We start from the raw sequence: 22,250 nt of genomic DNA, 5'->3' as shown, positions 1-22,250 counted from the left end.
CCCAGGCCGGTCGAGCGTCGTGACGTCCGACCGGTGCGCGCTCGGCGCACTCGTGCAACCACAGACCGCGTGTCGCGGCACTGCGCCTCCCAGCGGACCGCCACGGTCCACTACCGTCCGGACTTCCCCGTCCTGTGCACGTCCCCGGAGGATCTTGATGCCCGTCCGCAGCTTCGACGACCACACCGCGGCCCTCGTCGCGGCGGTCCGGGCTCATCCGTCCGCGGTCGGCCTGGTGCTGCTCGGCTCGGCTGCGCGGTCGGAGGCCGGCAGGCGCGACGAGTGGTCCGACCACGACTTCTTCGTAATCGCGGCGGACGGGAAGGGCGAGGAGGTGCGCGACGTGCGCTCGTGGCTCCCGGACCCGGAGCGGGTCGTCACCGTCGCGCGCGAGGGTGCGATCGGGTTCGCGGTGCTCTACGACGACGGGCACCTGATGGAGTTCGCGGCGGCCACGGGTGCGGAGCTCGGCGGTGCGACGCTCGTGCACCACGACGTCGTGATCGACGAGGACGGGACGCTCGCGGCGCTGGTCGAGTCGTCCGGTCGACGTGCCGCGGACGAGCCGCAGCCGGATCCCGCGAACGACGCGGCGCTCGTCCTGGTCAAGCTGATGGTCGGCGTGGGTCGTGCCCGGCGCGGGGAGGTGCTGAGCGGCGGCGAGATTGTGCGCCAATGGGCCGTGAAGCATCTGGTGCTGGCGATCCGCGCGCGCATCCCGACGGAGGTGCGGGACCGCGAAGCGATCGACCCGTCGCGTCGCTTCGAGGCGGCCTACCCGCAGATCGCGCCTCGGCTCGCGGCGGCACTGGCGGCCCCCGTCGAGGAGGCCGCGCGGGCGCTGCACGCGCTGGCGCGGGACGTGCTGGAGCCGGGCTGGGAGGAGTTCCCGTCGGCGACGGCAGACGTGGTGGCGGCCCGACTCGGCTGGGCCTCGACCACCTAGAGCGCGCCGAGGCCGCACTGCCGGGACGTCCTGCGAGAGGTCCCGGCAGTGCGGCCGTCCGGTCAGCGCATCTGCGGCGCGCCGGGGATCGCGACGCGACCCGGCAGCGAGAGGCCCTTGTTCTCGTAGACCCACGTGCTGCCGGCGGAGTCGACGCCGATGATGTCGGCGCGTCCGTCGCCGCTCCAGTCGGCGGCCATGACCTCCTTGAAGGTGCCCCAGCCGACGCCGATCTGCACGGGAGCGGACAGGCCGGGACCGTTGTGCGGGTAGTACCAGAGCCTCCCCGAGGAGTCGACGCCGACGACGTCGGCGTGCCCGTCACCGCTGTAGTCGGCAGCGAGGACGTACGTGAAGGAGCCCCAGCCGCTCCCGATCTGGACACGCGAGGGCAGCGCCAGCCCGACGTTCGTGTACACCCACAGCAGCCCGTCGGCGTCGACGCCGAGGATGTCCGCCCGGCCGTCCCTGTTCCAGTCGCCGGCGGTGACGTGCGTGAACGTCGCCCAGCCGGACCCGATCTGCACCGGGGTCGACAGGCTGTTGCCGTTGTGCGGGTAGTACCAGAGCCGCCCGGCGCTGTCGACGCCCACGACGTCGGCCTTGCCGTCGCCGCTGTAGTCGGCCGCCATCACGTGCGTGAAGGTCGCGAGGCCGCTGCCGATCTTGGCGCGCGCGGTCAGCCCGTTTCCGTTGTGCGGGTAGTACCAGACGTCGCCGCGGACGTCGACGCCGAGCACGTCGGCGTGCGCGTCGCCGCTCCAGTCGGCGGCCGCGAGGGTCGTCAGCAGCGGCGGGATCTGCTGGTCGATCCAGGCGCCGAGGTTGTCGAGCCGCGTCTCCGTGGCGTCCTGTCGCGTGGTGGTCGCCCCGAGGCACCCGCCCTGGTAGGCGGTGCTGTGGATCGCGACGAGCTCGATGCCGCTCGTCGTGCTCCGCAGCGCAGGGCCGCCGGCGTCGCCCTTGCAGATCGTCGATCCGGTCCCCTGCGCCTGGATGGCGAAGGTCGCCGTCCCCACCGCGCCGACGGTGTAGGTCGCGGCGTGCGCGGTGTCGGGGACGAGCTGCGTCGTCGTGCGCCCGTACCCGGTGACGGTGAGCGACTCCCCGGCGACCGGTGCCGTCGTGGCGACCTTCACCGGTGCCACGTCGTTCACGGCGGACGCGAGCCGCACCAGCACCGCGTCCCGCTCGGCGTGCGGGACCAGCAGGTCGGCGTTGACGACCCGCCCGGCGGTCCCGGTGAGGTCGACCCGACCGACCGTGACCTTCGTCGCCACCTTCGGGGCACCCTGGGCCACGGCACCGGTCGCGTCGGCGAAGCACGACTTCGCGGTCACGACCCAGGTCGGGGCGATCAGGGCTCCCGAGCACGCCCGCTCGGCGCCGATCTCGAGCCGGACCGTGGCCGCAGCCGTCGTCCCGGTGGGCGTCGCACCCTGCACGGCGAACGCCGCGGGCACGCCGACGCACGCGAGCGCGAGCGTCGCCACGAGGGTGCGGACGGCACCGCGACGCACGCGGCGGTCGAGCAGACCCACGCCGCTCACCGGGTCACCGTCTCGAGGTCGAGCACCGCGAGCGGCCCGGACGTCGACACCCCGGAGCTCAGGTTCTTCCAGCCGTTGTTCGACGCGGCCTCCCACACCTGACCACCGTTCACGGTGTAGACGTACTTGACGCCGTCGAACGCCATCGCCGCCACAGGGCCGGACGTGGTGACGGTCGAGTTCTGGACCTTCCACCCGTTGTTCGACGCGGCCTCGTGCACCTGCCCGCCGATGACGGTGTAGACGTACTTGACGCCGTCCATCGCGGCGACGGCGACGGGTCCCGACGTGGGGATGCCCGAGCTCGCGCTGCGCCAGCCGTTGTTCGACGCGGCCTCCCAGACCTGGCCGCCGTTGACGGTGTAGACGTACTTCACGCCGCCGGTCGCCATGACCGCGAGCGGACCGGACGTGGTGATCCCGGAGTTCAGGTTGCGCCACCCGTTGTTGGACGCCGCTTCCCAGACCTGTCCGCCGTTGACGGTGTAGACGTACTTGACGCCGTTCATCGCGGTGACGGCGAGGGCGCCCGACGTGGTGATGCCGGTGTCGAGGTTCTTCCAGCCGTTGTTCGACGCGGCCTCGTACACCCGGCCGCCGTTGACGGTGTACACGTACTTCACGCCCCCGACGGCGAGGACCGCGACAGGCCCGGACGTGGTGATCGCCGAGTTCAGGCTGCGCCACCCGTTGTCGGACGCCGCCTCCCACACCTGTCCGCCGTTGACGGTGTAGACGTGCTTGACGTGCGTGACGACCGGCGCCGGGTCCGTGATGCCGGTGATCCAGGTGCGCAGGACGTCCAGACGGGTGTCGGTCGCGTCCTGCCGGGTCGTGGTCGCCCCGAGGCAGCCGCCCTGGTAGGCGGTGTGGTGGATGGCGACGAGCTCGACACCGCCGGTGGTGGCGCGCAGCGTCGGACCGCCGGCGTCGCCCTTGCAGATCGTCGCACCGGCGCCCTGCGCCCGGAGGTCCACCGTGCCGGTGGCGACGGCGGCGACGGTGTACGTCGCGGCGTGCGCGGTGTCCGGCACCAGCTGCGTCGCGGTCCGGCCGTAGCCGGTCACGGTCAGCTCCTGGCCCACGACCGGCGCCGCGGACGCGATCTTCACAGGTGTGACGTCGGTGACCGGTGTCGACAGCCGTGCGAGCACGACGTCGCGGTCCGCGTGCGGCACGAGGAGGTCGACGGTGACGACGCGGCCGGCCGTGCTGGTCAGGTCGACCCGCCCGACCGTGGCCTTGGTGCTGACCTTCGGGGCGCCCTGCACGACGGCGACGCCGCCCGTCGTGAAGCAGGACTTCGCCGTCACGACCCACGCGGGCGCGACGAGCGCTCCGGAGCAGGAGCGGTCGGTGCCGACGTCGACCTTGACGGTCGCCTGCGCGACGGAGCCCGTGGGCGCGCTGCCCTGGACGGCGACCGCGGCGGGCACGCCCACGCCGGCGAGCACCGCGGCCACGACACCCGTCCGGAGCGCTCGCGTCCGCAGTCGGCGGGGACGGTCAGGCGCGCTCACCAGCTACCGAACCGGAGCTCGACGAGGATCGCCTGCGGCATCTCGGCACCCTCGCCCGGGTCCACCGCGACCGACGTGTTCGGCGCCACGGCGTACGTCTCCTCGGTGCCGCTCGCCAGCTCGGCGGTCGCCTCGACGGGCTTGTCGCCACCGCGCAGCAGGAACGTGTGCGGGACCTCCAGGGTCAGGAAGCCGCGCGTGCCCGACGTGCGGAAGCAGTAGTACGCGCCGTACGGCTCCTCCTCGACCATCGTCTCGACCTGGATCAGGCCCGGCGCGCAGGAGCCCGACCCGAACTCCCCTGACGACACCGGCTCGACGTGCCCGTCACCGGTGAACACCTTGAGCCCGTGCTCCGCCAGGATCGCGTCCGCCCCCGGGTAGGCGTAGTCCTCCACCAACGAGGACTGCACCTCCACGGGCGAGTCCGCAGCACCGGCGCTGCTCGCCCACGCGACCGCCACTCCCGCCACGACGACGGGCGCGACCACCCACCCCACGACCTTCTTCACGTCACTCGTTCCTCTCGCCTGCAGTTCTCGACCTGGACGCCCCGACGGTGCGACCACGGCGGGCGCACGTCGGCGCCCTCATCCCCACATCTCCTTCGAGCGTCGGACCTTGAGCTTCTTCAGCTCGTCCCTCGTCGCCGGCCACCGCTCCGCGCCGAAGCGCGCCTCGACCTCCGTGAGGTGCTCGCCGAGGAACGCGGCGTAGGACTCGTCCAGGACCGCGGACGGCTCGGGCCGTCCGAGGAGCAGGCGACGGACGAGGTCCACGGACCACCACTCGTCCCGGTGCTCCGCCGCGGGCTGGAAGTCCAGCAGCAGCTGCCCGCGGTCCCGCACGAAGCGGAGGCGCAGGGTCGGCGACTCGACGACGAGCAGGGCGTCGCCGCCGTTGCTGCTGCGCGACTGCGAGCCGACGACCGAGTAGCGGTCGCCCTCCCACAGGTAGTCCATGTGCGCGTCGATGAACGCGAGGATCGGGTTCACGGCTCATCCCCTCGGCACGAGCGACCACTGGTTGACCCACACGTACCCGTGGTCGAGGAGGTACTGGATCTCCTTGCTCAGGTAGGTGCCAGGCAGGACGTCCTGCTTCGGCACCGAGAGCAGCATCCGGTCGCCGGCGGCGATCCGGTCGTCGAGGAACGCGACGTTGAGGCTCCAGGGGTCGTCGCCACGCGCGATGACGTCGTCCCACGCGCTGCCGATGTCGAAGTAGCTCGCGCCGCGCGCCTGCGCCTTGTCGATGTACTGCGGGAACCGCCCCAGCACGGTGTCGCCGCTGTCGGTCACGTGCTTCAGCGCGAGGTCGAGGTACTCGTCCGACAGGTGCGCCCCGGCGTTCGCGGCGCGCCGAGCGGCGAGGACGTCCTCGACCTTGTCCAGCGCGCGCACGAGCTGCGTCGCGTCGGCGCCGATGCGGGCGCCGCCGGGCAGCCAGCCGAAGACGGGGATCATCGCGGCGATCGACAGGCCGGCTCCCAGCCAGTCGCCGCGGAAGCCGGAGATGATCGCGTCGACCCCGTCGCACGCCTCCCCGAAGCCCGGGGCGAGCCCGCAGAGGCCGAGCAGCAGCTGGAAGGCGTCGAGCCCCATCGAGGCGAGGAGCTCGGGGTCCTCCTCGGCGAGCTCGGTGAGGTCCTTCCAGAACGCGGACGCCATCTGGCAGCCCAGGGCGTCACGGCTGAGCGGCCGGCTGCACTTCTCGGGGTCGGTGATCAGCCCGACGATCTCGCGGTAGGCCTCCTGGCACTCCGGTCGCTGCGCGGGCTTGTCGAGCGGGTTCAGGCAGTTCTCGTACCGGTGCGCCCAGTCGGCGCTGGTCGTGCCGTCGGGCCCGCTGCCCGGCGCGGCGTTCCGGTCGGCGACCTCCTGCTGCCTCAGCCGGACGCTGTACGTCGTCGCGGCCTCGAGGGCGGCCTGGTTGGCGGCCACCGCGTCGCGGCCCGCCGCGACCGCCGAGGCGCGTGCGGAGCTCTTCGCCGCCTGCGCGGCTGCTGCGCTGACCTCGGCCCGCTCGCTCGCGGCGCTGGCGGTCAGGGCGGAGCGTGCCGCGTTGTTCGCGCTGACCTGCGCCTTCGCGGCGGCGTCCTTCGCCGTCTGCGCCGACTGCGCGGCCTGGTCGGCCGACGCCTTCGCCGCAGCCGCCGAATGAGTCGCCTGGGCCGCGTAGGTCGCGGCCTGGTTCGCGGCGGCCGCGGCCTGGTTCGCGGCGGCGGCCGCCTCCGCGGCCGCACCCTTGGCGACGGCGGCGACGCGCCTGGCCTCGGCCGCGTCCGCGAGCGCCTTCTGGGCGTACTCCTGCGCCTGCTGCACGAGCGCCCGGACCGCCTGGACGTGGGCGGCCTGCTCCTTGTCCCGCTGCGCGGCCTGGAACTGGCCGACCGCGAGGAAGTCGGTGCCGTACGACGGCGGGCCCGCGAGAGCGACCTGCGCTGCGGCCTTGACCTCGGCGCCCCCGGCGTCCATGACCCGCGTGATCTCGACCCGCTGGTCGGCGGCCCGTGCGACGTGCTGGCCGTCCCGCAGGAACTCGTGCGCCTGCTGCGCGGTCCCGGCCAGCGCCTTCTGCGTCGCGGCGTACAGCGCCGGCCCCGGGTTCGAGTTGAGGATCCGGGACAGCGCCAGGCGGTCGTCGACGATCTTGCGCGGGTAGGCGCGCGTCTTGAGGAACGTCGCCACCGCGGCGTCGTCGCCGTCGAGCGACGCACGCGCGGCCGTCCGCTCCTGCCCGTCGGGCAGGGTGTCGACGAGGTGCCACACCCGGGCCCGGTCGTCCTGACCAGCCGCCTGGGTGCGCCCCACGGTGAGCCAGGACCGGAGCGCGACCTCGTCGCCCGCCAGGGCCTCCGCCGCGGCCGCCTTCGTCCACTCCCCGCCGGTCGTCGCGAGCGCCAGCGCGGCCTGCCGGCCCTTGGCGAGCACGACCTGCGTCGACGCGCCCGGGGCGGTCGCCTCCTGGAGGAGCGTGCGGGTCGCGGTGGGGACGCGCGCGTCCTCGGCGGTGTCCCACCGCACGTTGCGGTCCCACCCGGGGGTCTCACCACCCGCCGCCCGCGCCGCCGCGTCCGCGGCGACCGCCTCCTGCGCGTCGGCCACGCCCTGCTCGGTCGCCTCCGCGAGACGGGCCGCGTCGGCGTCGCGGGCCAGCTTCTCGACCTCGGCGGCCTGCGTCGCGGCGGACACCGCGAGCTGCGACGCCGCCGTGGCCTCCGCGGCGTGCGCGGCGGACTGCGTGGCAGCCTGCGCCGCCTCGCCGGCGTGTGCCGCTGCCTCGTCGGCGGCTGCGGCGGCGCGCGTCGCGTGCTCCCCCGCCTGGCGTGCGAAGTCGAACGCCTGGTCCGACGCCGCCGCGGCGGCCTCGGCGAGGCTCAGGCTACGTCGGGCGGCCGAGGCGGCGCGTGCCGCCTGCGCCTTGGCCGCCGCGGCCGCCTGCTGGGTGCGCTGCGCCTGCGACGACGACACGCCCGCCTGCCGCGACGCCTCGTCGGCCGCCCGGGCCGCGAGGTCGGCGTTCGTGCTCGCGCTCGCGGCGGCCGACGACGCGGCGCGTGCCTGCGCGAGCGCCGCGTCGCGCTGCGCCTTGACCTGGTTGAGGACGGCGGTCTGGGCGGCCGCGTCGCGTGCGGCCTGCGCCGCGGTGCGTGCGGCGGCGGCCTTGCCCGCGTCGGTGCGGGCCGCTGCGGCGGCGGACTGGGCCTCGGCCGCGGCACGCGCCGTCAGGGACGCTGCGGCCGTCGCCTGCCGGGCGCCGTCGGCGGCGGTCTGCGCGGCCCGCAGCGCTGCGCTCGACGCCGCGACCGCGTCGGAGGCCGCAGCGCGTGCCCCGGCCGCGGCGTCGGCCGCGCGACCGGCCGCCGCGGACGCTCCCTGCGCCGCGCCGCCTGCCGCGCGGGCCTCGTCCAGCGCACGTTGCGCGGCCGCCTTCGCCTGCTCCGCCGCGCTGACGGCGCGGGCGGACGCCTCCGACGCCGCGGCCGCCTCGGTCGCGGTCACCTGACCGGCCTGCTTGGCCTTCTCGGTCAGGCCACGGACGGTCGCCATCTCCTGGTCACGGGCCCGCGCGACGTCCTGCCCGTGCACCAGGAACTCGTGCAGCTCCTCGGGGGTGCCGGCGAGGGCGGACTGCGCCGCCGCGTCGAGCGCGGCGCCCGCGCTGTTGGGCGCTCCCGCGAGCATCGTCGCGACCATGAGCCGCTCGTCGGCGGCCTGGGCGAGCGGGAGCCCCGTCGACAGGAAGTCGGACCACGCCTCCGCGTCTCCCGCGAGCGCCTTCTGCGCCGCGGCCCGGGTCGCCGGGCCTCCGGCGTCGAGCGCCCGGGCGACACGCAGACGCTCGTCCGCGGTCCAGGCGGCCTTGTACCCGCCGTCGACGAACGCGCGCAGCGACTCGGCGGGCCCGGCGAGCGCCGCGGTCGCGGCCGACCGGAGCGCGGGACCGTCGGTGCCGGCGAGCACCTGCGCCGACGCCCGGTAGTCCGCGGCGACGGCGGTGCCGAAGCCGGACTCCACGAACGTGCGCAGGTCGGCGTCCGAGCCGACCAGCGCGACCTCGGCGGCCCGCCGGACCGACGGTGTCCCCGTCGAGAGCAGGGAGACCACCCAGGGGCGCGCCTCCAGCACCTCGTCAGGCTCGGCCGCCAGGGCCGGGGTCGTGCCGAGCGTGACGCCCAGGACCACCGCCACCACACCAGCGCACAGCGCTCGCCACCCGATGCGTGCCACGAACTCCCCCTCCGGCGCGGCCGTCGTGGCTCCCCGCCACCACGACCGCGATCACCCAGCACCGACGACATCGACCAGGACCCGCTCGGACCAGCACGGCCAGAGGCAGGGCGACATCGCTGTCGGCAGCACCGGGACGTGACGGAGGGGGCATCCCGGCCGCGGGACGAGCGTCCTGCGGCGAGCGAGACATACCCCTCGGCGACGGATGTTAACCACTCCATGACCACGTTCGGCGGCATTCGGACGTCGTGGCGGTGAACAACTTCGCCGCTGCCGCACGATCGCGGCAGCCGGTGCCGCCCGCAGGAGGACCGCGACGCCGGACCCGTTCGCCCGGCCGGTGTGGGCGGGGGCGGGCACGATGGGGCCATGCGCCTGCCCGTGATGCCGCCCGTCGCTCCGATGCTCGCGAAGTCCGTCCCGACGATCCCCGACGTGGGGCACGTCGAGCCGAAGTGGGACGGGTTCCGGACGATCGTGTTCCGCGACGGCGACGAGGTCGAGCTGGGCAGCCGCAACGAGAAGCCCATGACGCGCTACTTCCCGGAGCTCGTCGAGGCGATCAAGGCGAACACCCCGGAGCGCTGCGTGCTCGACGGGGAGATCGTCGTCGTGACCGGCGACCGGCTGGACTTCGACGCGCTGCAGCAGCGCATCCACCCGGCGGCGAGCCGCGTGAAGCTCCTGAGCGGGACGACGCCCGCGAGCTTCGTGGCGTTCGACCTGCTGGCGCTCGGCGACGACGACTGGACCCAGCGACCGTTCGGCGAGCGGCGTGCGGCGCTCGTCGACGCGTTGAAGGACGCGCACGACCCGGTGTTCGTGACGCCCGCGACGGGCGACCTGGCGGAGGCGCAGGACTGGTTCACCCGGTTCGAGGGTGCGGGACTCGACGGGGTCGTCGCGAAGCCGCTCGACGGCACGTACCAGCCGGACAAGCGGGCCATGTTCAAGATCAAGCACGAGCGGACCGCGGACTGCGTGGTGGCGGGGTTCCGCTGGCACAAGTCCGGCGACGTCGTGGGGTCGCTGCTGCTCGGGCTGTACAACGAGGCGGGCGACCTGCAGCACGTGGGCGTCAGCGCGTCGTTCCCGATGGCGCGCCGCAAGACGCTGCTCGACGACCTCGCGCCGTACCGGGACGTGTCCCTCGCGGAGCACCCGTGGGGTCGCTGGGCGGACGCCGAGGCGCACGCGGGCAACCGGCTGCCGGGCGCGGTGAGCCGGTGGAACGCGACGAAGGACCTGTCGTTCGTCCCACTGTCCCCCGAGCTCGTGGTCGAGGTCGCGTACGACCACATGGAGGGCGACCGGTTCCGGCACACCGCGCAGTTCCGCCGCTGGCGCCCGGACCGTGACCCCGAGTCGTGCACGTACGCGCAGCTCGAGACCCCCGTGACGTTCGACCTCGCGGAGATCCTCGGCCGCTGACGTGCCGAGGCGGTACCCGGCGGCCGCACGGAGAGCGGGTCTAGCGACGGCCGTCCACGACCGCGACGATCGCGTCGAACCACTCCCTGATCGAGACGCCGTCACGCCGCGGGTCGTAGGAGACGGTGGTCGAGACGATCCAGGCCGACGCCGGCACCTCACCGTCGCCGGCGTGGTCGAGCAGCCGGACGATCTCGCGTCGCAGGCCACCGACGACCTCCTCCCCCTCGGCCCGCACGAACGCGCGGACGACGTCGAGGGGGTCGTCCGCGTCCAGGTCGTGGTCCTGGTGGAAGTAGGCCTCGGCGAGAGAGCGGATGTCGTCCCGCGGACGTGGACGGCGCCGCCCGTGACTCTGCCCCACCCGGCCCCCTCGGCTCAGCACACCCCGTCGCCGCTGTTCGGCGGCTCGTCGCCGCACCCTAGCGCTCGTCATCGGCGCGGCGACCGCACCCCGGCCCGCGAGCGGCGCCCGCGATCGTCAGCGGGCGAGGCGGCGGACCGCGTCGAGGACCACGTCGGGCAGGTCCGGGTCGGCGAGGACGCGGAAGTGACCGGGGGTCCGCAGCTCGACGTTCTGCGCACCGGCGAGCATCGACCCCTCGGGCACGTGCGGGTCCCAGCGCGAGAAGACGGACACGATGCGCTCGTCGACGTCGACGACGCGCGCGAGCCCGACGATGTCGGGGTGGTCGGGTCGGAAGATCCGGAGGGACCGCAGCGGGAGGAGCCGGGCGAGCCGGGACCCGGCGAACGGCGTGGCGACGGCGACGACGCCGCACACCCGGTCGGCGACGGCGGGCTCGCTAAGCAGCCGCTTGCCGACGAGCCCGCCCTTGGAGTGGGCGACGACGACGACGTCGCGCAGGTCGCGGTCGTGGATCAGCTCGGCGACGACCCGGGCGGCCTCGGCGAGGTCCTGCACGTGGTAGCCGAGGCCCGGCACGACGTGCACCGGGTGCCCGGCCTGGAAGAGCCGGTGCGCGAGCGGCTGGAGGAACGGCCACGGCTCCATGACGCCGGGGACGAGGACGACCTCGGGCGTGGTCGGCCGGTCGGGCTGCAGGTAGCGGTCGGGCTCGCCGGGATGCAGCACGCCGAGCACCTGGTACCACCCCGCGTACGCGTAGTCGGCGACGCGCCACCACGTGCGCCGCACGACGTCACCCGGCAGGGCGCGGCCGAGGGCGTCGCTCCCGGGCCGGTCCGTCGGCGGCGGTGAGGTGGTCACGACCGGACCACGTGCGCGCCGCTCGAGGTCCCGCCGCGACAGACCTCCGCGACGACGGCGGCCCGCGCGTACTGGACGACGTGCGCGGCGTCCGGCACGACGAGCGCGCGACCGTCCGGGGCGGTGTCGGCGAGCCGGCGGACCCACCCGTCGGTCGCGATCGGGTCGCGCGCGCCGCGCACGACGACGACCGGGCAACGGATCTCGGCGACCGCCGCGTCGGTCGCGAAGTCGAGCATGTGAGGCAGCTGCCGGGCGTACCACCGGACGCCCGCCCGGAGGTAGTCGCTGAAGACGATGGCGTTCGCCCGGAGCGGCTCGTGCACGGAGTCCCTCGCGAGCCGCAGGGCCTGCGCGACGGCGGTGGGGGCGCTGGGGTCGACGACCGGCCCGAGCAGCACGACGCGCTCCGCGACGTCCGGGTGCCGGCGCGCGGCCTCGGCCACCACCTGCGCCCCCATCGAGTGACCGGTGAGGACGGCGCGCCGGACGCCGCGCGCGGCGAGCTGGTCGACGAGCCCGTCCGCGAGCTCGGTGATGCTGGGTGCCTCGTCGGGCCGGGGCGAGCGGCCGAACCCGGGCAGCTCGGGCACGAGGACGTGCGCGTCGGCGGAGAGAGCGCGCGCGAGAGGGCGGAAGTACCGCGCGGAGACGCCGATGCCGTGCACGAGCACCTGCGTCGTGGTCCCGCGGGGGCTGCCGTGCTCCTCGACGACCCACGGGAGGGCCGGGGTCGTGCGGGCAGGGCTCGTGGTCATGCCCCGATCGTCGTCGCAGGCACGGGTGGACGCACGGCGGGGGACGCGTCCGGACGGGTGAGAAGGACCACGTCTCAGCGGTCGCGGAGCTCCCGCATGGCGCGCTGCGCCTCCATGTTGTCCTGCCGCTCGCGCAGGGCCTGGCGCTTGTCCCAGTCCTTCTTGCCGCGGGCGAGCGCGATCTCGACCTTCGCGCGGCCGTCGAGGAAGTACAGCGCGAGAGGCACGATCGTGTGGCCCTTCTCGCGCGTGCGGGACTCGAGCCGGTCGATCTCCTCGCGGTGCAGCAGCAGCTTGCGCTTGCGCCGCGGGGCGTGGTTGGTCCAGGTGCCCTGCGAGTACTCGGGGATGTGCACGCCGTGCAGGTACGCCTCGGACCCCTCGATCTCGCACCAGCCGTCGACGAGGGACGCGCGCCCGGCGCGGAGCGCCTTGACCTCGGTGCCGGTGAGGACGACGCCGGCCTCGAACACGTCCTCGATGGTGTAGTCGTGCCGGGCCTTGCGGTTCGCGGCCACGAGCTTGCGCCCTGTCTCCTTGGCCACGTCCCGGCCTCCGTCCGTCGTTCGTCGAGCGGGGCGACGGAAAGCCGCCCGCCGCTCAGCGGTGCCGCAGCAGCCTACCTGCCGCCCCGGCGCCCACCACCGCTTTACGCCACCGGCGCAGCGGACGGGAGACCAGGGGCCGTCAGAGGCCGAGCAGCGGCCGAGGGTTCGTCGTCGCCCCGTTGACGTACACCTCGAAGTGCAGGTGGCAGGCAGCCGACGTCCCGGTGTTGCCCGAGTAGCCGATGAGCTGCCCACGCTCGACGCGCTGGCCGGTCGCCACCGCGAACGACGTGAGGTGGTTGTAGGACGCGGACACGGCGTTGCCGTTGACGAACCCGCTGTCGATCATCACCTGGTTGCCGAACCCGAAGCGGGTCTTGGCCCAGGTCACGGTCCCCGCGCGGCCCGCGTAGACCTTGGTGTTGCAGTAGGTGCGCAGGTCGATCCCGGCGTGCAGGCGCACGTACCCGAGCGTCGGGTGCAGGCGCATGCCGTACTCCGAGGTCACGTACATCGGGCTGATGCTCGTGGGGTTGCCGAACAGGCCGCCGCCGACGGGCCCGGGTGCGGGCTGCGGCTTGCCGGCGGCCGCGTCGCGGGCGCGCTGCGCGTCGATCGCGGCGCGCAGCTCGTTCTCGATGGCCTTGGCCTCGGCGTCCATCTGGGCGAGCGCGGCCGCCAGCGCGGACTTCTGCGACTCGAGCGACGCCTGCTGCGCCTGCTGCTCGGCGACGAGCGCGTCGAGGCTCGCCTTCGCGTCCGCGGCGGACTCGCGCGCCTGGTCGGCCTCGACGACCTTCTGGTCGGCCTCGGCCTTGAGCTCGGCGATCCGCTCCTCGACCGCGTCGAGCCGCGCCTGCGCGTTGCGGTTGCTGGCCTCGGCGGCCTTGAGCGCGTCGAGCACCTGCGCCTGCGTGCGCAGCGCGGTCGAGACGAGGCCGTACTTCTGGACGAAGTCCTCGGTGCTCTGCGCGTCGAGGATCACGCTGACGCCGGACACCTCTCCCCCGCCGCGGTACGCCTCGCGCGCCATCTGCCCGATCGCCGCGCGCATCTTGGCGGCCTCGTCCGTGTCCGTCTGGATCTTGGCGGAGAGCGTGACCTGCTGCTCCTGGGCGTCGACGAGCCGTGCGGCGATGAGCGCCGCCTCGCGCTGCGCCTTCTCGAGCGCGGCCTTCGCCTCGTCGAGCTTCGCCTGGGCCGCGGGGATCTGCGCCTGCAGGTCGAGCAGCCTGCTCGCGGTGGCCTGCAGGTTCGCGTCGAGGCCCTCCATCGCGGCCTCGGCGTCGGCCTGCGCCTTCGCGTTCGCGGCGGCCCTCTGCTCGGCGGCCTTGCGGCGGTCGTCGATCGGGTCGGCGAGCGCGGGCGACGCGACGGCGATCCCCGCCACGAGCGCGAACGCGGCGAGCACGGCAGGCAGACGACGACGGGCCACGGTCACACCTTCGTGTAGCGGCTGAGGGTCACGAGCGACGAGATCGCCGCGAGCAGGATCGCGACGGCGACGAGCGCGGGTGCGACGGCGAGCACGTCGGCGGTGCTCACGTACGGGATCCAGCCGACGGACGCACCGAGCCAGTCGGTCACGAGGTACTCGACGCCCAGCCAGAGCCCGCCCACCGCGAGGAGCGCCCCGACGGTCGCGGCGAGCGCACCCTCGAGCATGAACGGCAGCTGGATGAAGATCGTGGACGCGCCGACGAGCTTCATGATCCCGGTCTCGCGGCGGCGGCTCAGCGCGGACAGGCGGATCGTGGTCGTGATGAGCAGGACCGCCGCGAGCAGCATGACGGCCGCGAGCCCACCGGCGAGCAGCGTCGCGCGGTTGAGGACGAGGAACAGCTTGTCGAACAGCCGTCGCTGGTCCTGCACCTCCTCGACGCCCGGTCGCCCCGAGACGACGTCGGCGACGACCTGGTACTTCTGCGGGTCGGTCAGCTTGATCCGGTACGACGAGTTCATGTCGTCGGCCGTCGCGGCGGACGCCCAGAACTGGTCGGCGAACTGCTCCTGGAACGCGGCGAACGCCTGCTCCTTCGTCTCCTCGTACACGTGCTCGACGAAGGGAGCGATCTCGGGGGCGTCGAGCGCCGTCCGGATGTCGGCGCGCTGCTCGTCGGTGACCTCGCCCGACGCGCACGTCGGCTCCGACGAGTTCTGCGGGCAGAGGAAGACGGAGACCTCGACCTTGTCGTACCAGTCGTCCTTCATCTTGCCGATCTGCAGCTGCAGCAGCGCGGCCGAACCGACGAACGTGAGCGACACGAAGGTGACGAGGATGACGGACACCGTCATCGACAGGTTGCGGCGGAGGCCCTGGGCGATCTCCGAGAGGATGAACTGGACGCGCACGGCTCCCCCTCAGCGGTCCGAGCCGTAGACGCCGCGCGACTGGTCGCGCACCATCTGGCCGGTCGAGAGCTCGATCACGCGCTTGCGCATCTGGTCGACGATCTCGTCGTCGTGCGTGGCCATGACGACCGTCGTGCCGGTGCGGTTGATGCGGTCCAGCAGGCGCATGATCCCCAGGGAGGTCGTCGGGTCGAGGTTCCCCGTGGGCTCGTCGCACAGCAGGATGCTCGGCCGGTTGACGAACGCGCGCGCGATCGCGACGCGCTGCTGCTCACCGCCCGAGAGCTCGTGCGGCCGACGCTTCTCCTTGCCGGACAGCCCGACCATCTCGAGCACGTCGGGGACGGTCGTGAGGATGTGGTGCCGGGGCTTGCCGATGACCTGCAGCGCGAACGCCACGTTCTCGAACACCGACTTGTTGGGCAGCAGGCGGAAGTCCTGGAAGACGGCGCCGATCTGGCGGCGCAGGTGCGGCACGCGCCACGACGACAGCGTGCCGAGCTCCTTGCCGGCGACGAAGACCCGACCGGCCGACGCCCGCTCCTCGCGCAGCACGAGGCGCAGGAACGTGGACTTGCCGGAGCCGGACGCGCCGACGAGGAAGACGAACTCGCCGCGCTCGACGTCCAGGGACACGCGGTCCAGCGCGGGGCGGGCGCCGCGCGCGTAGACCTTGGTGACGTTCTCGAATCGGATCACTGCACCGGTGCGGCCAGGGTCGGGGAACGGGGTGCTGCTGCTGGCCTCGTCGAGCGTAGGCAGCGGCGTGGGGACACCCCCCGTGTGACACGCCGCACGCGACCTGTGAGTTCGTCGCCCGGGACGACGACGCGCGGGACGACTCGGACGAACAGCCCGAACCGGGCCGGTCTCCCGGTCAGCGGCGCAGCAGCGTCGACAGCGGCCCGGTCACCATCTCCGACTCCGTCGCGCCCGTGATCGCCGCGAGGATCACCTCGTGGCTGACGTGCGCGGCGTCGAACACGCCGTTGTTCCGGCCGTGCCTCAGGACGACGATGCGGTCGGCGACCGCCCGGACGTCGTTCATGTTGTGCGAGATGAGCAGGACCCCGAGGCCGAGGTCGCGCAACCGCTCGATGTGCACCAGCACCTCGGCCGTGTGCCCGACGGACAGCGACGCGGTCGGCTCGTCGAGCACGACGATCCGGGGGCTGCCGATGAGCGTGCGCGCGATCGCGACGGACTGCCGCTGCCCCTTCGACAGCGACGACAGCGGCGACCGGACCGACGGGATGCGGCTGTTGAGGTCGCGCAGCACCTGGCGCGCGATGAGCTCCATCTGCCCGTCGTCCCGCGCGGCACCGCTGCGCAGCTCCCGGCCCAGGAAGAGGTTGGACGTGACGTCGAGGTTCTCGCACAGCGCGAGGTCCTGGAAGACCGTGGCGATGCCGAGCTCGCGCGCCGCGATGGCGGACGGGATCGTCCGCTGCTCGCCGTCGATCTCGATGAGTCCCGAGTCGGGCGCGAGGACACCGGAGATCATCTTCGCGAGGGTCGACTTGCCCGCGCCGTTGTCGCCGACGAGCGCCACGATCTCGTGCGCGTGCACGTCGAGGTCGACGTCCACCAGCGCCTCGACGGCGCTGAAGCGCTTGGTGATGCCTCGCATCGAGAGCAGGGGGACGTCGCTGCTCATCTCGTTCACCTGCTCCCCGTCGGGCACGCCCTGCGTGCAGTGAATGGCGCGCACCGCACCACGTCAAGCCTCCGGCTTCATGCGAGCCCCGCGGTCGCGGGCCCGACGTCGTCGTCGGTGCCGGAGTCGACGTCGGTGTCGAGGTCGACGTCGACACGTAACGGTACGTCCGTGGACCGCAGCGCGAGCGCGAGCGCACCCACCACCTCGGCCCGTGAGCCGAGCGCGGCCGGCACGACCTCGAGCGGCACGAACCGGTTGAGGACCACGGTGCGGCGCGCGGCGGCGCGGAGCGGCCCCAGCAGCACCTCCCCCGTGTCGGCGAGCTCGCCGCCGACGACGACGACCTGGGGATCGACGGTCGCGCCGAGACCCGCGACGACCCGGCCGATCGCGACGCCCGCCTCGGCGACGACCTGCGCGCACCGCTCGTCGCCGTCGCGCGTGCGCTGGACGACGTCCCGCAGGGCGAGCGTGCCGTGGCTGGTGCGCAGGCGTTCGAAGAGCGCGGGGGCGCCGACGACGGTGTCGAGGCAGCCCGCGTTCCCGCACCGGCACGGGTCACCCGGGAACTGGACGGGGACGTGCCCGATGGTGCCCGCCGCGCCCCCGGCGCCGCGGTGCAGGTGCCCGCCGATGACGATGCCCGCACCGACGCCGTGCGACACGCGCACGTACACCGAGTCGCTGTGCTGGCGGGACGCCCCGAGGGTGGACTCGGCGATCGCGCCGAGGTTCGCGTCGTTGTCCACGTACACGGGCAGCCCGAGCCGCTTGGACAGCACCTGCCCGACGTGCACGTCGTCCCAGCCGGGCATCAGGCCGCGGACCGACAGCAGGCCCGTGGACGAGTCCACGGGCACGGGCACCCCGACGCCGAGGCCGACGACGTCGTCGAGCGTCGCGCCGACCCGCTCCAGCAGGTCGACGACGAGCAGCGCGACCCGGTCGAGGCTCGTGTCGACCCGGTGCTCCGCCGGCAGCGGGAGCGTCTGCTCGGCGATGACCTCGTGCGTGAAGTCCCCGAGGACGACGCGCAGGTGCCGGTGCCCGATGTGGACACCGACCGCCAGACCCACGCGGCGGGCGAGCGTGACCATCTGGGCACGCCGCCCGCTGCGGGTGGTGCTCGCGGTGTCGACGACGCCCGCGGCGAGGAGCTCGCGGACGATCGTCGACACCGTGGCCTGCGACAGGCCGGTGGCGGTGGCGAGCTCGACCTGGGTGAGCCCGCCGTACCGCTTGACGGTCTCGACGACGAGGACGCGGTTCGCCTCGCGCAGGGACGACTGCGAGCCGGCTGCCGCTGCTCGCCTGCTCACGGGGCCAGAACCTACCGCGCCGTCGGGACCGTCAGGACGCTACTGCGTCCCGGCACGCCGCTTGTTGATCAGGTCGAACGCGACGGCGAGGAGCAGCACGAGGCCCTTGATCGCCATCTGCCAGGACGGGTCGACCGACATGATCGACAGACCCATGTTGAGCACGCCCATGATGAGCGCACCGACGATCGCGCCGGAGATCCGGCCGATGCCCCCGGTGACCGCCGCACCGCCGATGAAGCACGCGGCGATCGCGTCGAGCTCGAAGTTCTGGCCCGCCGCCGCGATGGCCGCACCGGCACGGGCGGTCGTCACGATGGCCGCCGCACCCGCGAGCACGCCCATGTTCACGAAGATCCAGAAGTCCACGCGACGCGTGTTGACGCCCGACAGGCCGGCCGCGAGCCGGTTGCCGCCGATCGCGTAGATGTGCCGGCCGAACACCGTGCGCCCCATGAGGAACGTGTAGGCGACGACGAGCACGCCGACGATGACGAGCACGATCGGGGTGCCGCCCGCGGAGAACGACAGGATCACCGTGAGGATGCCGATGCCGACCGCGATCAGCGCGAGCTTCGCCACGAACGCGCCGAGCGGCTCGACGTACAGCTCGTGCTTGCGCAGCGACGTGCGCGCCCGCAGCTGCGAGACCACGATCGCGACGATCGCGAGCGCCCCGATGAGGAGCGTCACGACGTCCATGTTGCTGGCGAACCCGAGGAAGTTCGGCAGCGAGCCCTTCGAGATCGCGATGAACTGCGACGGCAGGCCGGCGACGGTCTCGCCGACGATGACGAGCGCGAGCCCGCGGAACACGAGCATGCCGGCGAGCGTGACGATGAACGCGGGGATCCCGACGTACGCCACCCAGTAGCCCTGCCAGGCGCCCACGACGCCGCCGACCGCCAGGCCGATGAGGATCGCGACGACCCACGGCATGTCGAAGTCGCGCATCGAGACCGCCACGATGCCGCCGACGAACGCGACCACCGACCCGACGGAGAGGTCGATGTGCCCGGCGACGATCACCATGACCATGCCGATGGCGAGGATCATCACGTACGCGTTCTGCTGGAACAGCGCCGCGACGTTGTTGGCGAGCAGCAGCTTGCCGTCGGTGAGCACCTGGAACAGCAGGACGATCACGACGAGCGCGCCGAAGATGCCGTACTGGCGAGCGTTCCCACCGAGGCCCTGCATGCGCTGCGACAGCGGCACGCGCGGCTTCGACCCCGGAGGGGCCGCCGGTGCGAGGTTGGTGTCCGTGGTCATCGGGCCGTCACGTCCTTCTCCATGGTCATGTACTGCATGAGGCGCTCCTGCGTGGCGTCGTCACGGGCGACCTCACCCGTCACCCGGCCCTGGCTGAGCGCGTAGATGCGGTCGCAGATCCCGATCAGCTCCGGCAGCTCGGAGGAGATGACGATGACGCCCTTCCCCGCGTCCGCGAGCCGGTTGATGATCCCGTAGATCTCGTACTTGGCTCCCACGTCGATGCCGCGCGTGGGCTCGTCGAGGATGAGCACGTCCGGATCCGCGTAGATCCACTTGCTCAGCACGACCTTCTGCTGGTTGCCGCCGGACAGCTTGCCGACGAGCGCCGACACGGTCGGCGTCTTGATGTTGAGCTCCTTGCGGTACCGCTCGGCGACCTTCTCCTCCTGCCGGCGGTCCACCACGCCGAGCCGCGCGAGCTTGCCGAGCGCGGACGCGGACACGTTGTGCTGGATCGTGTCGATGAGGTTGAGCCCGAACCGCTTGCGGTCCTCGGTCGCGTAGGCGATGCCGTGCCGGATGGCCGCCCCGACGTTCCGCAGGTCGATCTCCTTGCCGTCCTTGAAGACGCGCCCGCTGACGCGTGCGCCGTAGGAGCGGCCGAAGAGGCTCATCGCGAGCTCGGTGCGCCCTGCGCCCATCAGGCCCGCGACGCCGACGATCTCCCCGCGGCGGACGCTGAGCGACGCGCTGTCGACGACCTTGCGGGTCTGGTCGATGGGGTGGTGGACCGTCCAGTCCTCGATGCGCAGGACCTCCTCGCCGATGTTCGGCGTGTGGTCCGGGAACCGGTTGTCGAGCGAGCGCCCGACCATGCCGCGGATGATCCGCTCCTCGCTGACCCTGTCGGCGCCGCGCATGTCGAGCGTCTCGATGGTCTTGCCGTCGCGGATGATCGTCGTGGTGTCGGCGATGGCCTCGATCTCGTTCAGCTTGTGGCTGATGATGATCGAGGTGATGCCGTGCTCGCGCAGCCCGTCGATGAGGCCGAGCAGGTGCGCGGAGTCCTCGTCGTTGAGCGCTGCCGTCGGCTCGTCGAGGATCAGCAGCTTGACCTCCTTGGAGAGCGCCTTGGCGATCTCCACGAGCTGCTGCTTGCCGACGCCGATGTCGACGATCTTGGTGTCAGGACGCTCGTCGAGGCCCACGCGTGCGAGCAGCTTCGCGGCCTCGGAGTTGGTCCTGTTCCAGTCGACGACGCCCCGCTCGGCCTGCTCGTTGCCGAGGAAGATGTTCTCGGCGATCGACAGGTACGGGCTGAGCGCGAGCTCCTGGTGGATGATGACGATGCCGTGGTGCTCGGAGTCCCGGATGCCCTTGAACTCCACGACCTGGCCGTCGAAGACGATGTCGCCCTCGTAGGTGCCGTGCGGGTAGACGCCCGAGAGCACCTTCATCAGCGTCGACTTGCCGGCGCCGTTCTCTCCGCAGATCGCGTGCACCTCGCCGCGGCTCACCGAGAGGTTCACGTCCGCCAGCGCGATCACGCCGGGGAACTTCTTGGTGATGCTCCGCATCTCGAGGATGTGGTCGGTGGTCATGTGCCCCTCGCTCGATGGTCCGTCACGGCCGTGCGGGCCGCCGGCGCGTGGTGTGCGCGCCGGCGGCCCGGGTCGGGATCAGAGACCGAGGTCCTCGGCCTTGTAGAAGCCGGACTCCACCAGCACCGACTCGACCGTGTCGGGGGTCACGACCTCCGGGTCGAGCAGGTAGGTCGGGACGACCTTGTTGCCGTTGTCGTACGTCTCCTCGTCGTTGACGTCGACCGTCTCGCCCTTGACGATCTGGTCGACCATCTTGGCGACCTGGTCACCCAGCGCGCGGGTGTCCTTCCAGACCGTCATCGACTGCTTGCCGGCGAGCATGTTGAGCACGTTCGCCTGGTCGGCGTCCTGGCCGGTGAGGACCGGGTAGCCCTCGCCCGGCGCGTAGCCGGCGCCCTCGAGGGCCTGGGCGATGCCGAGGGCCAGCGAGTCGTTGGGCGACAGGACGACGTTGACCTTCTGGCCGCCGCCGTAGAACGAGTTGAGGCGGTTCTCCATCTCGGCCTGGGCGGTGTCGGAGCCCCAGCCCTGGATGCCGATGGAGGCCCAGTCGTCGTTCGACGCGGGCGCCTTGCCGGACGGGACGACGAGCTTGCCCGCCTCGACGTAGGGCAGCAGGACGTCCCACGCGCCGGAGAAGAAGAACTTGGCGTTGTTGTCGTCCGGCGAGCCGGCGAACGGCTCGAGGTTGAACGGCCCCGCGGCGTTCTTGAGGTCGAGGGCCTCCTCGATGAACTGGCCCTGGAGCGTGCCGACCTTCTCGTTGTCGAACGTCGCGTAGTAGTCGACGTTCGGCGTGTCGTTGATGAGGCGGTCGTACGCGATGACCGTGATGTCGGCCGCCGCGGCGTCCTCGAGGACCGGCGCGAGGGCCGTGCCGTCGATCGACGCGATGACCAGGACGTCGGCGCCCTGGTTGATCATGTTCTGGATCTGGGTGATCTGCTGGTCGACCTTGTTGTCGGCGTACTGCAGCGTCGTCTCGTAGCCGTTGTCCTGCAGCAGCTCCTCGAGGTGCGAGCCGTCACGGTTCCAGCGCTCGAGGCTCTTCGTCGGCATCGCGATGCCGATGAGGGTGTCCTCGGCAGCGCCGCCGCCGGTCTCGTCGCCGCTCGGCTCACGCTCCTGGCTGCAGGCCGAGAGTCCGACGATCAGGCCGGCCGTGGCGACGCCGACGGCAACCTTCCTCCATGCAAAAGACATCGTTGTCCGCTCCCTGTTGTGCACCGTCCGGTCGCGTCGTCCGGGGCGTCACTGCCCGTCGACACCCGTGCGGACCACTGCCTGGTCCGCGCTGTCCGCGCGTCCGGTCATGTCGTTTGAATTCAAGACCCGAAGCCAAGCCCGGTGCAAGTTCCGTTACCAACCTGTGTCTTCCGG

At 72.7% G+C, this 22,250-nt stretch carries 19 protein-coding genes; 2 read left to right on the top strand and 17 right to left on the bottom strand.

Going from position 1 to position 22,250, the window contains the following annotated elements:
• The first annotated feature begins 157 nt into the window (after positions 1-157).
• Positions 158-946, top strand: a complete 789-nt coding sequence (locus GXP71_RS02990) for a hypothetical protein (protein ID WP_162351440.1) — start codon at positions 158-160, stop codon at positions 944-946.
• A gap of 62 nt (positions 947-1,008) precedes the next feature.
• On the opposite strand, the gene GXP71_RS20230 is transcribed toward GXP71_RS02990, so the two are convergent.
• From GXP71_RS20230 to GXP71_RS02965, 5 genes are all read right to left on the bottom strand, one after another.
• Complete coding sequence (locus tag GXP71_RS20230) at positions 1,009-2,496, bottom strand: FG-GAP-like repeat-containing protein (RefSeq protein ID WP_238402582.1); 1,488 nt, start codon at positions 2,494-2,496, stop codon at positions 1,009-1,011.
• A complete protein-coding gene (locus GXP71_RS02980; RefSeq protein WP_162351439.1) occupies positions 2,493-3,959 on the bottom strand; it encodes a trypsin-like serine protease in 1,467 nt (488 codons plus the stop codon). Before GXP71_RS02980 ends, GXP71_RS20230 begins: the two co-directional genes overlap by 4 nt.
• Before the next feature lie 53 nt (positions 3,960-4,012).
• Complete coding sequence (locus GXP71_RS02975; protein WP_124342826.1) at positions 4,013-4,528, bottom strand: hypothetical protein; 516 nt, start codon at positions 4,526-4,528, stop codon at positions 4,013-4,015.
• 78 nt (positions 4,529-4,606) lie between these two features.
• A complete protein-coding gene (locus GXP71_RS02970) occupies positions 4,607-5,011 on the bottom strand; it encodes a hypothetical protein (RefSeq protein WP_124342825.1) in 405 nt (134 codons plus the stop codon).
• Positions 5,012-5,014: 3 nt separating this feature from the next.
• The gene (locus tag GXP71_RS02965; RefSeq protein WP_162351438.1) at positions 5,015-8,710 is read right to left on the bottom strand and encodes an ALF repeat-containing protein; all 3,696 of its coding nucleotides are present in this window, start codon (positions 8,708-8,710) and stop codon (positions 5,015-5,017) included.
• 411 nt (positions 8,711-9,121) lie between these two features.
• Here GXP71_RS02965 and GXP71_RS02960 point away from each other — a divergent pair, with 411 nt between their 5' ends.
• Complete coding sequence (locus GXP71_RS02960) at positions 9,122-10,183, top strand: ATP-dependent DNA ligase (protein WP_162351437.1); 1,062 nt, start codon at positions 9,122-9,124, stop codon at positions 10,181-10,183.
• A 40-nt stretch (positions 10,184-10,223) separates the two neighbouring features.
• On the opposite strand, the gene GXP71_RS02955 is transcribed toward GXP71_RS02960, so the two are convergent.
• The 12 genes from GXP71_RS02955 to chvE all read right to left on the bottom strand — a co-directional run bounded on the left by GXP71_RS02955 (position 10,224) and on the right by chvE (position 22,073).
• A complete protein-coding gene (locus GXP71_RS02955; RefSeq protein WP_162351436.1) occupies positions 10,224-10,547 on the bottom strand; it encodes a contact-dependent growth inhibition system immunity protein in 324 nt (107 codons plus the stop codon).
• A 117-nt stretch (positions 10,548-10,664) separates the two neighbouring features.
• Positions 10,665-11,414, bottom strand: a complete 750-nt coding sequence (locus GXP71_RS02950) for a triacylglycerol lipase (RefSeq protein WP_238402580.1) — start codon at positions 11,412-11,414, stop codon at positions 10,665-10,667.
• The gene (locus GXP71_RS02945) at positions 11,411-12,172 is read right to left on the bottom strand and encodes an alpha/beta fold hydrolase (RefSeq protein WP_162351435.1); all 762 of its coding nucleotides are present in this window, start codon (positions 12,170-12,172) and stop codon (positions 11,411-11,413) included. The genes GXP71_RS02950 and GXP71_RS02945 overlap by 4 nt, the downstream gene beginning before the upstream one ends.
• A gap of 74 nt (positions 12,173-12,246) precedes the next feature.
• Positions 12,247-12,717: an SsrA-binding protein SmpB gene (gene smpB, locus GXP71_RS02940; RefSeq protein ID WP_124342253.1), complete on the bottom strand. Its 471-nt coding sequence runs from the start codon at positions 12,715-12,717 to the stop codon at positions 12,247-12,249.
• Between the two features lie 142 nt (positions 12,718-12,859).
• Complete coding sequence (locus tag GXP71_RS02935) at positions 12,860-14,155, bottom strand: M23 family metallopeptidase (RefSeq protein WP_162351434.1); 1,296 nt, start codon at positions 14,153-14,155, stop codon at positions 12,860-12,862.
• A 2-nt stretch (positions 14,156-14,157) separates the two neighbouring features.
• Entirely contained in the window at positions 14,158-15,072 is a 915-nt protein-coding gene (gene ftsX, locus GXP71_RS02930) for a permease-like cell division protein FtsX (RefSeq protein WP_162351433.1), read from the bottom strand.
• Between the two features lie 9 nt (positions 15,073-15,081).
• The gene (gene ftsE / locus GXP71_RS02925) at positions 15,082-15,771 is read right to left on the bottom strand and encodes a cell division ATP-binding protein FtsE (RefSeq protein ID WP_124342256.1); all 690 of its coding nucleotides are present in this window, start codon (positions 15,769-15,771) and stop codon (positions 15,082-15,084) included.
• A gap of 178 nt (positions 15,772-15,949) precedes the next feature.
• On the bottom strand, positions 15,950-16,729 hold the full coding sequence (locus GXP71_RS02920) for an ATP-binding cassette domain-containing protein (protein WP_162351432.1): 780 nt from the start codon (positions 16,727-16,729) through the stop codon (positions 15,950-15,952).
• Between the two features lie 77 nt (positions 16,730-16,806).
• Positions 16,807-18,051 carry an ROK family protein gene (locus GXP71_RS02915; RefSeq protein ID WP_162351431.1) on the bottom strand — a complete coding sequence of 415 codons (1,245 nt, stop codon included), beginning with the start codon at positions 18,049-18,051 and terminating at the stop codon, positions 16,807-16,809.
• Positions 18,052-18,090: 39 nt separating this feature from the next.
• The gene (gene mmsB, locus GXP71_RS02910; RefSeq protein ID WP_162351430.1) at positions 18,091-19,323 is read right to left on the bottom strand and encodes a multiple monosaccharide ABC transporter permease; all 1,233 of its coding nucleotides are present in this window, start codon (positions 19,321-19,323) and stop codon (positions 18,091-18,093) included.
• A complete protein-coding gene (mmsA, locus tag GXP71_RS02905; protein WP_162351429.1) occupies positions 19,320-20,867 on the bottom strand; it encodes a multiple monosaccharide ABC transporter ATP-binding protein in 1,548 nt (515 codons plus the stop codon). The genes mmsB and mmsA overlap by 4 nt, the downstream gene beginning before the upstream one ends.
• Positions 20,868-20,945: 78 nt before the next feature.
• A complete protein-coding gene (gene chvE / locus GXP71_RS02900; protein ID WP_124344511.1) occupies positions 20,946-22,073 on the bottom strand; it encodes a multiple monosaccharide ABC transporter substrate-binding protein in 1,128 nt (375 codons plus the stop codon).
• Between the last annotated feature and the right edge of the window lie 177 nt (positions 22,074-22,250).

It is taken from the genome of Cellulomonas sp. H30R-01 (assembly GCF_010119915.1).
GTDB lineage: Bacteria > Actinomycetota > Actinomycetes > Actinomycetales > Cellulomonadaceae > Cellulomonas > Cellulomonas algicola.
The sequence above is the reverse complement of the archived record's forward strand: the minus strand, read 5'-3'. Positions and strand labels throughout refer to the sequence as shown.

Bases quoted from the DNA above. Each gene is read 5' to 3' on its own strand.
- GXP71_RS02990 (WP_162351440.1), top strand. From the start codon at position 158: ATGCCCGTCCGCAGCTTCGACGACCACACCGCGGCCCTCGTCGCGGCG.
- GXP71_RS02960 (WP_162351437.1), top strand. From the start codon at position 9,122: ATGCGCCTGCCCGTGATGCCGCCCGTCGCTCCGATGCTCGCGAAGTCC.
- GXP71_RS02945 (WP_162351435.1), bottom strand. From the start codon at position 12,172: ATGACCACGAGCCCTGCCCGCACGACCCCGGCCCTCCCGTGGGTCGTC.
- GXP71_RS02920 (WP_162351432.1), bottom strand. From the start codon at position 16,729: ATGAGCAGCGACGTCCCCCTGCTCTCGATGCGAGGCATCACCAAGCGC.
- mmsB (WP_162351430.1), bottom strand. From the start codon at position 19,323: ATGACCACGGACACCAACCTCGCACCGGCGGCCCCTCCGGGGTCGAAG.
- mmsA (WP_162351429.1), bottom strand. From the start codon at position 20,867: ATGACCACCGACCACATCCTCGAGATGCGGAGCATCACCAAGAAGTTC.
- chvE (WP_124344511.1), bottom strand. From the start codon at position 22,073: ATGTCTTTTGCATGGAGGAAGGTTGCCGTCGGCGTCGCCACGGCCGGC.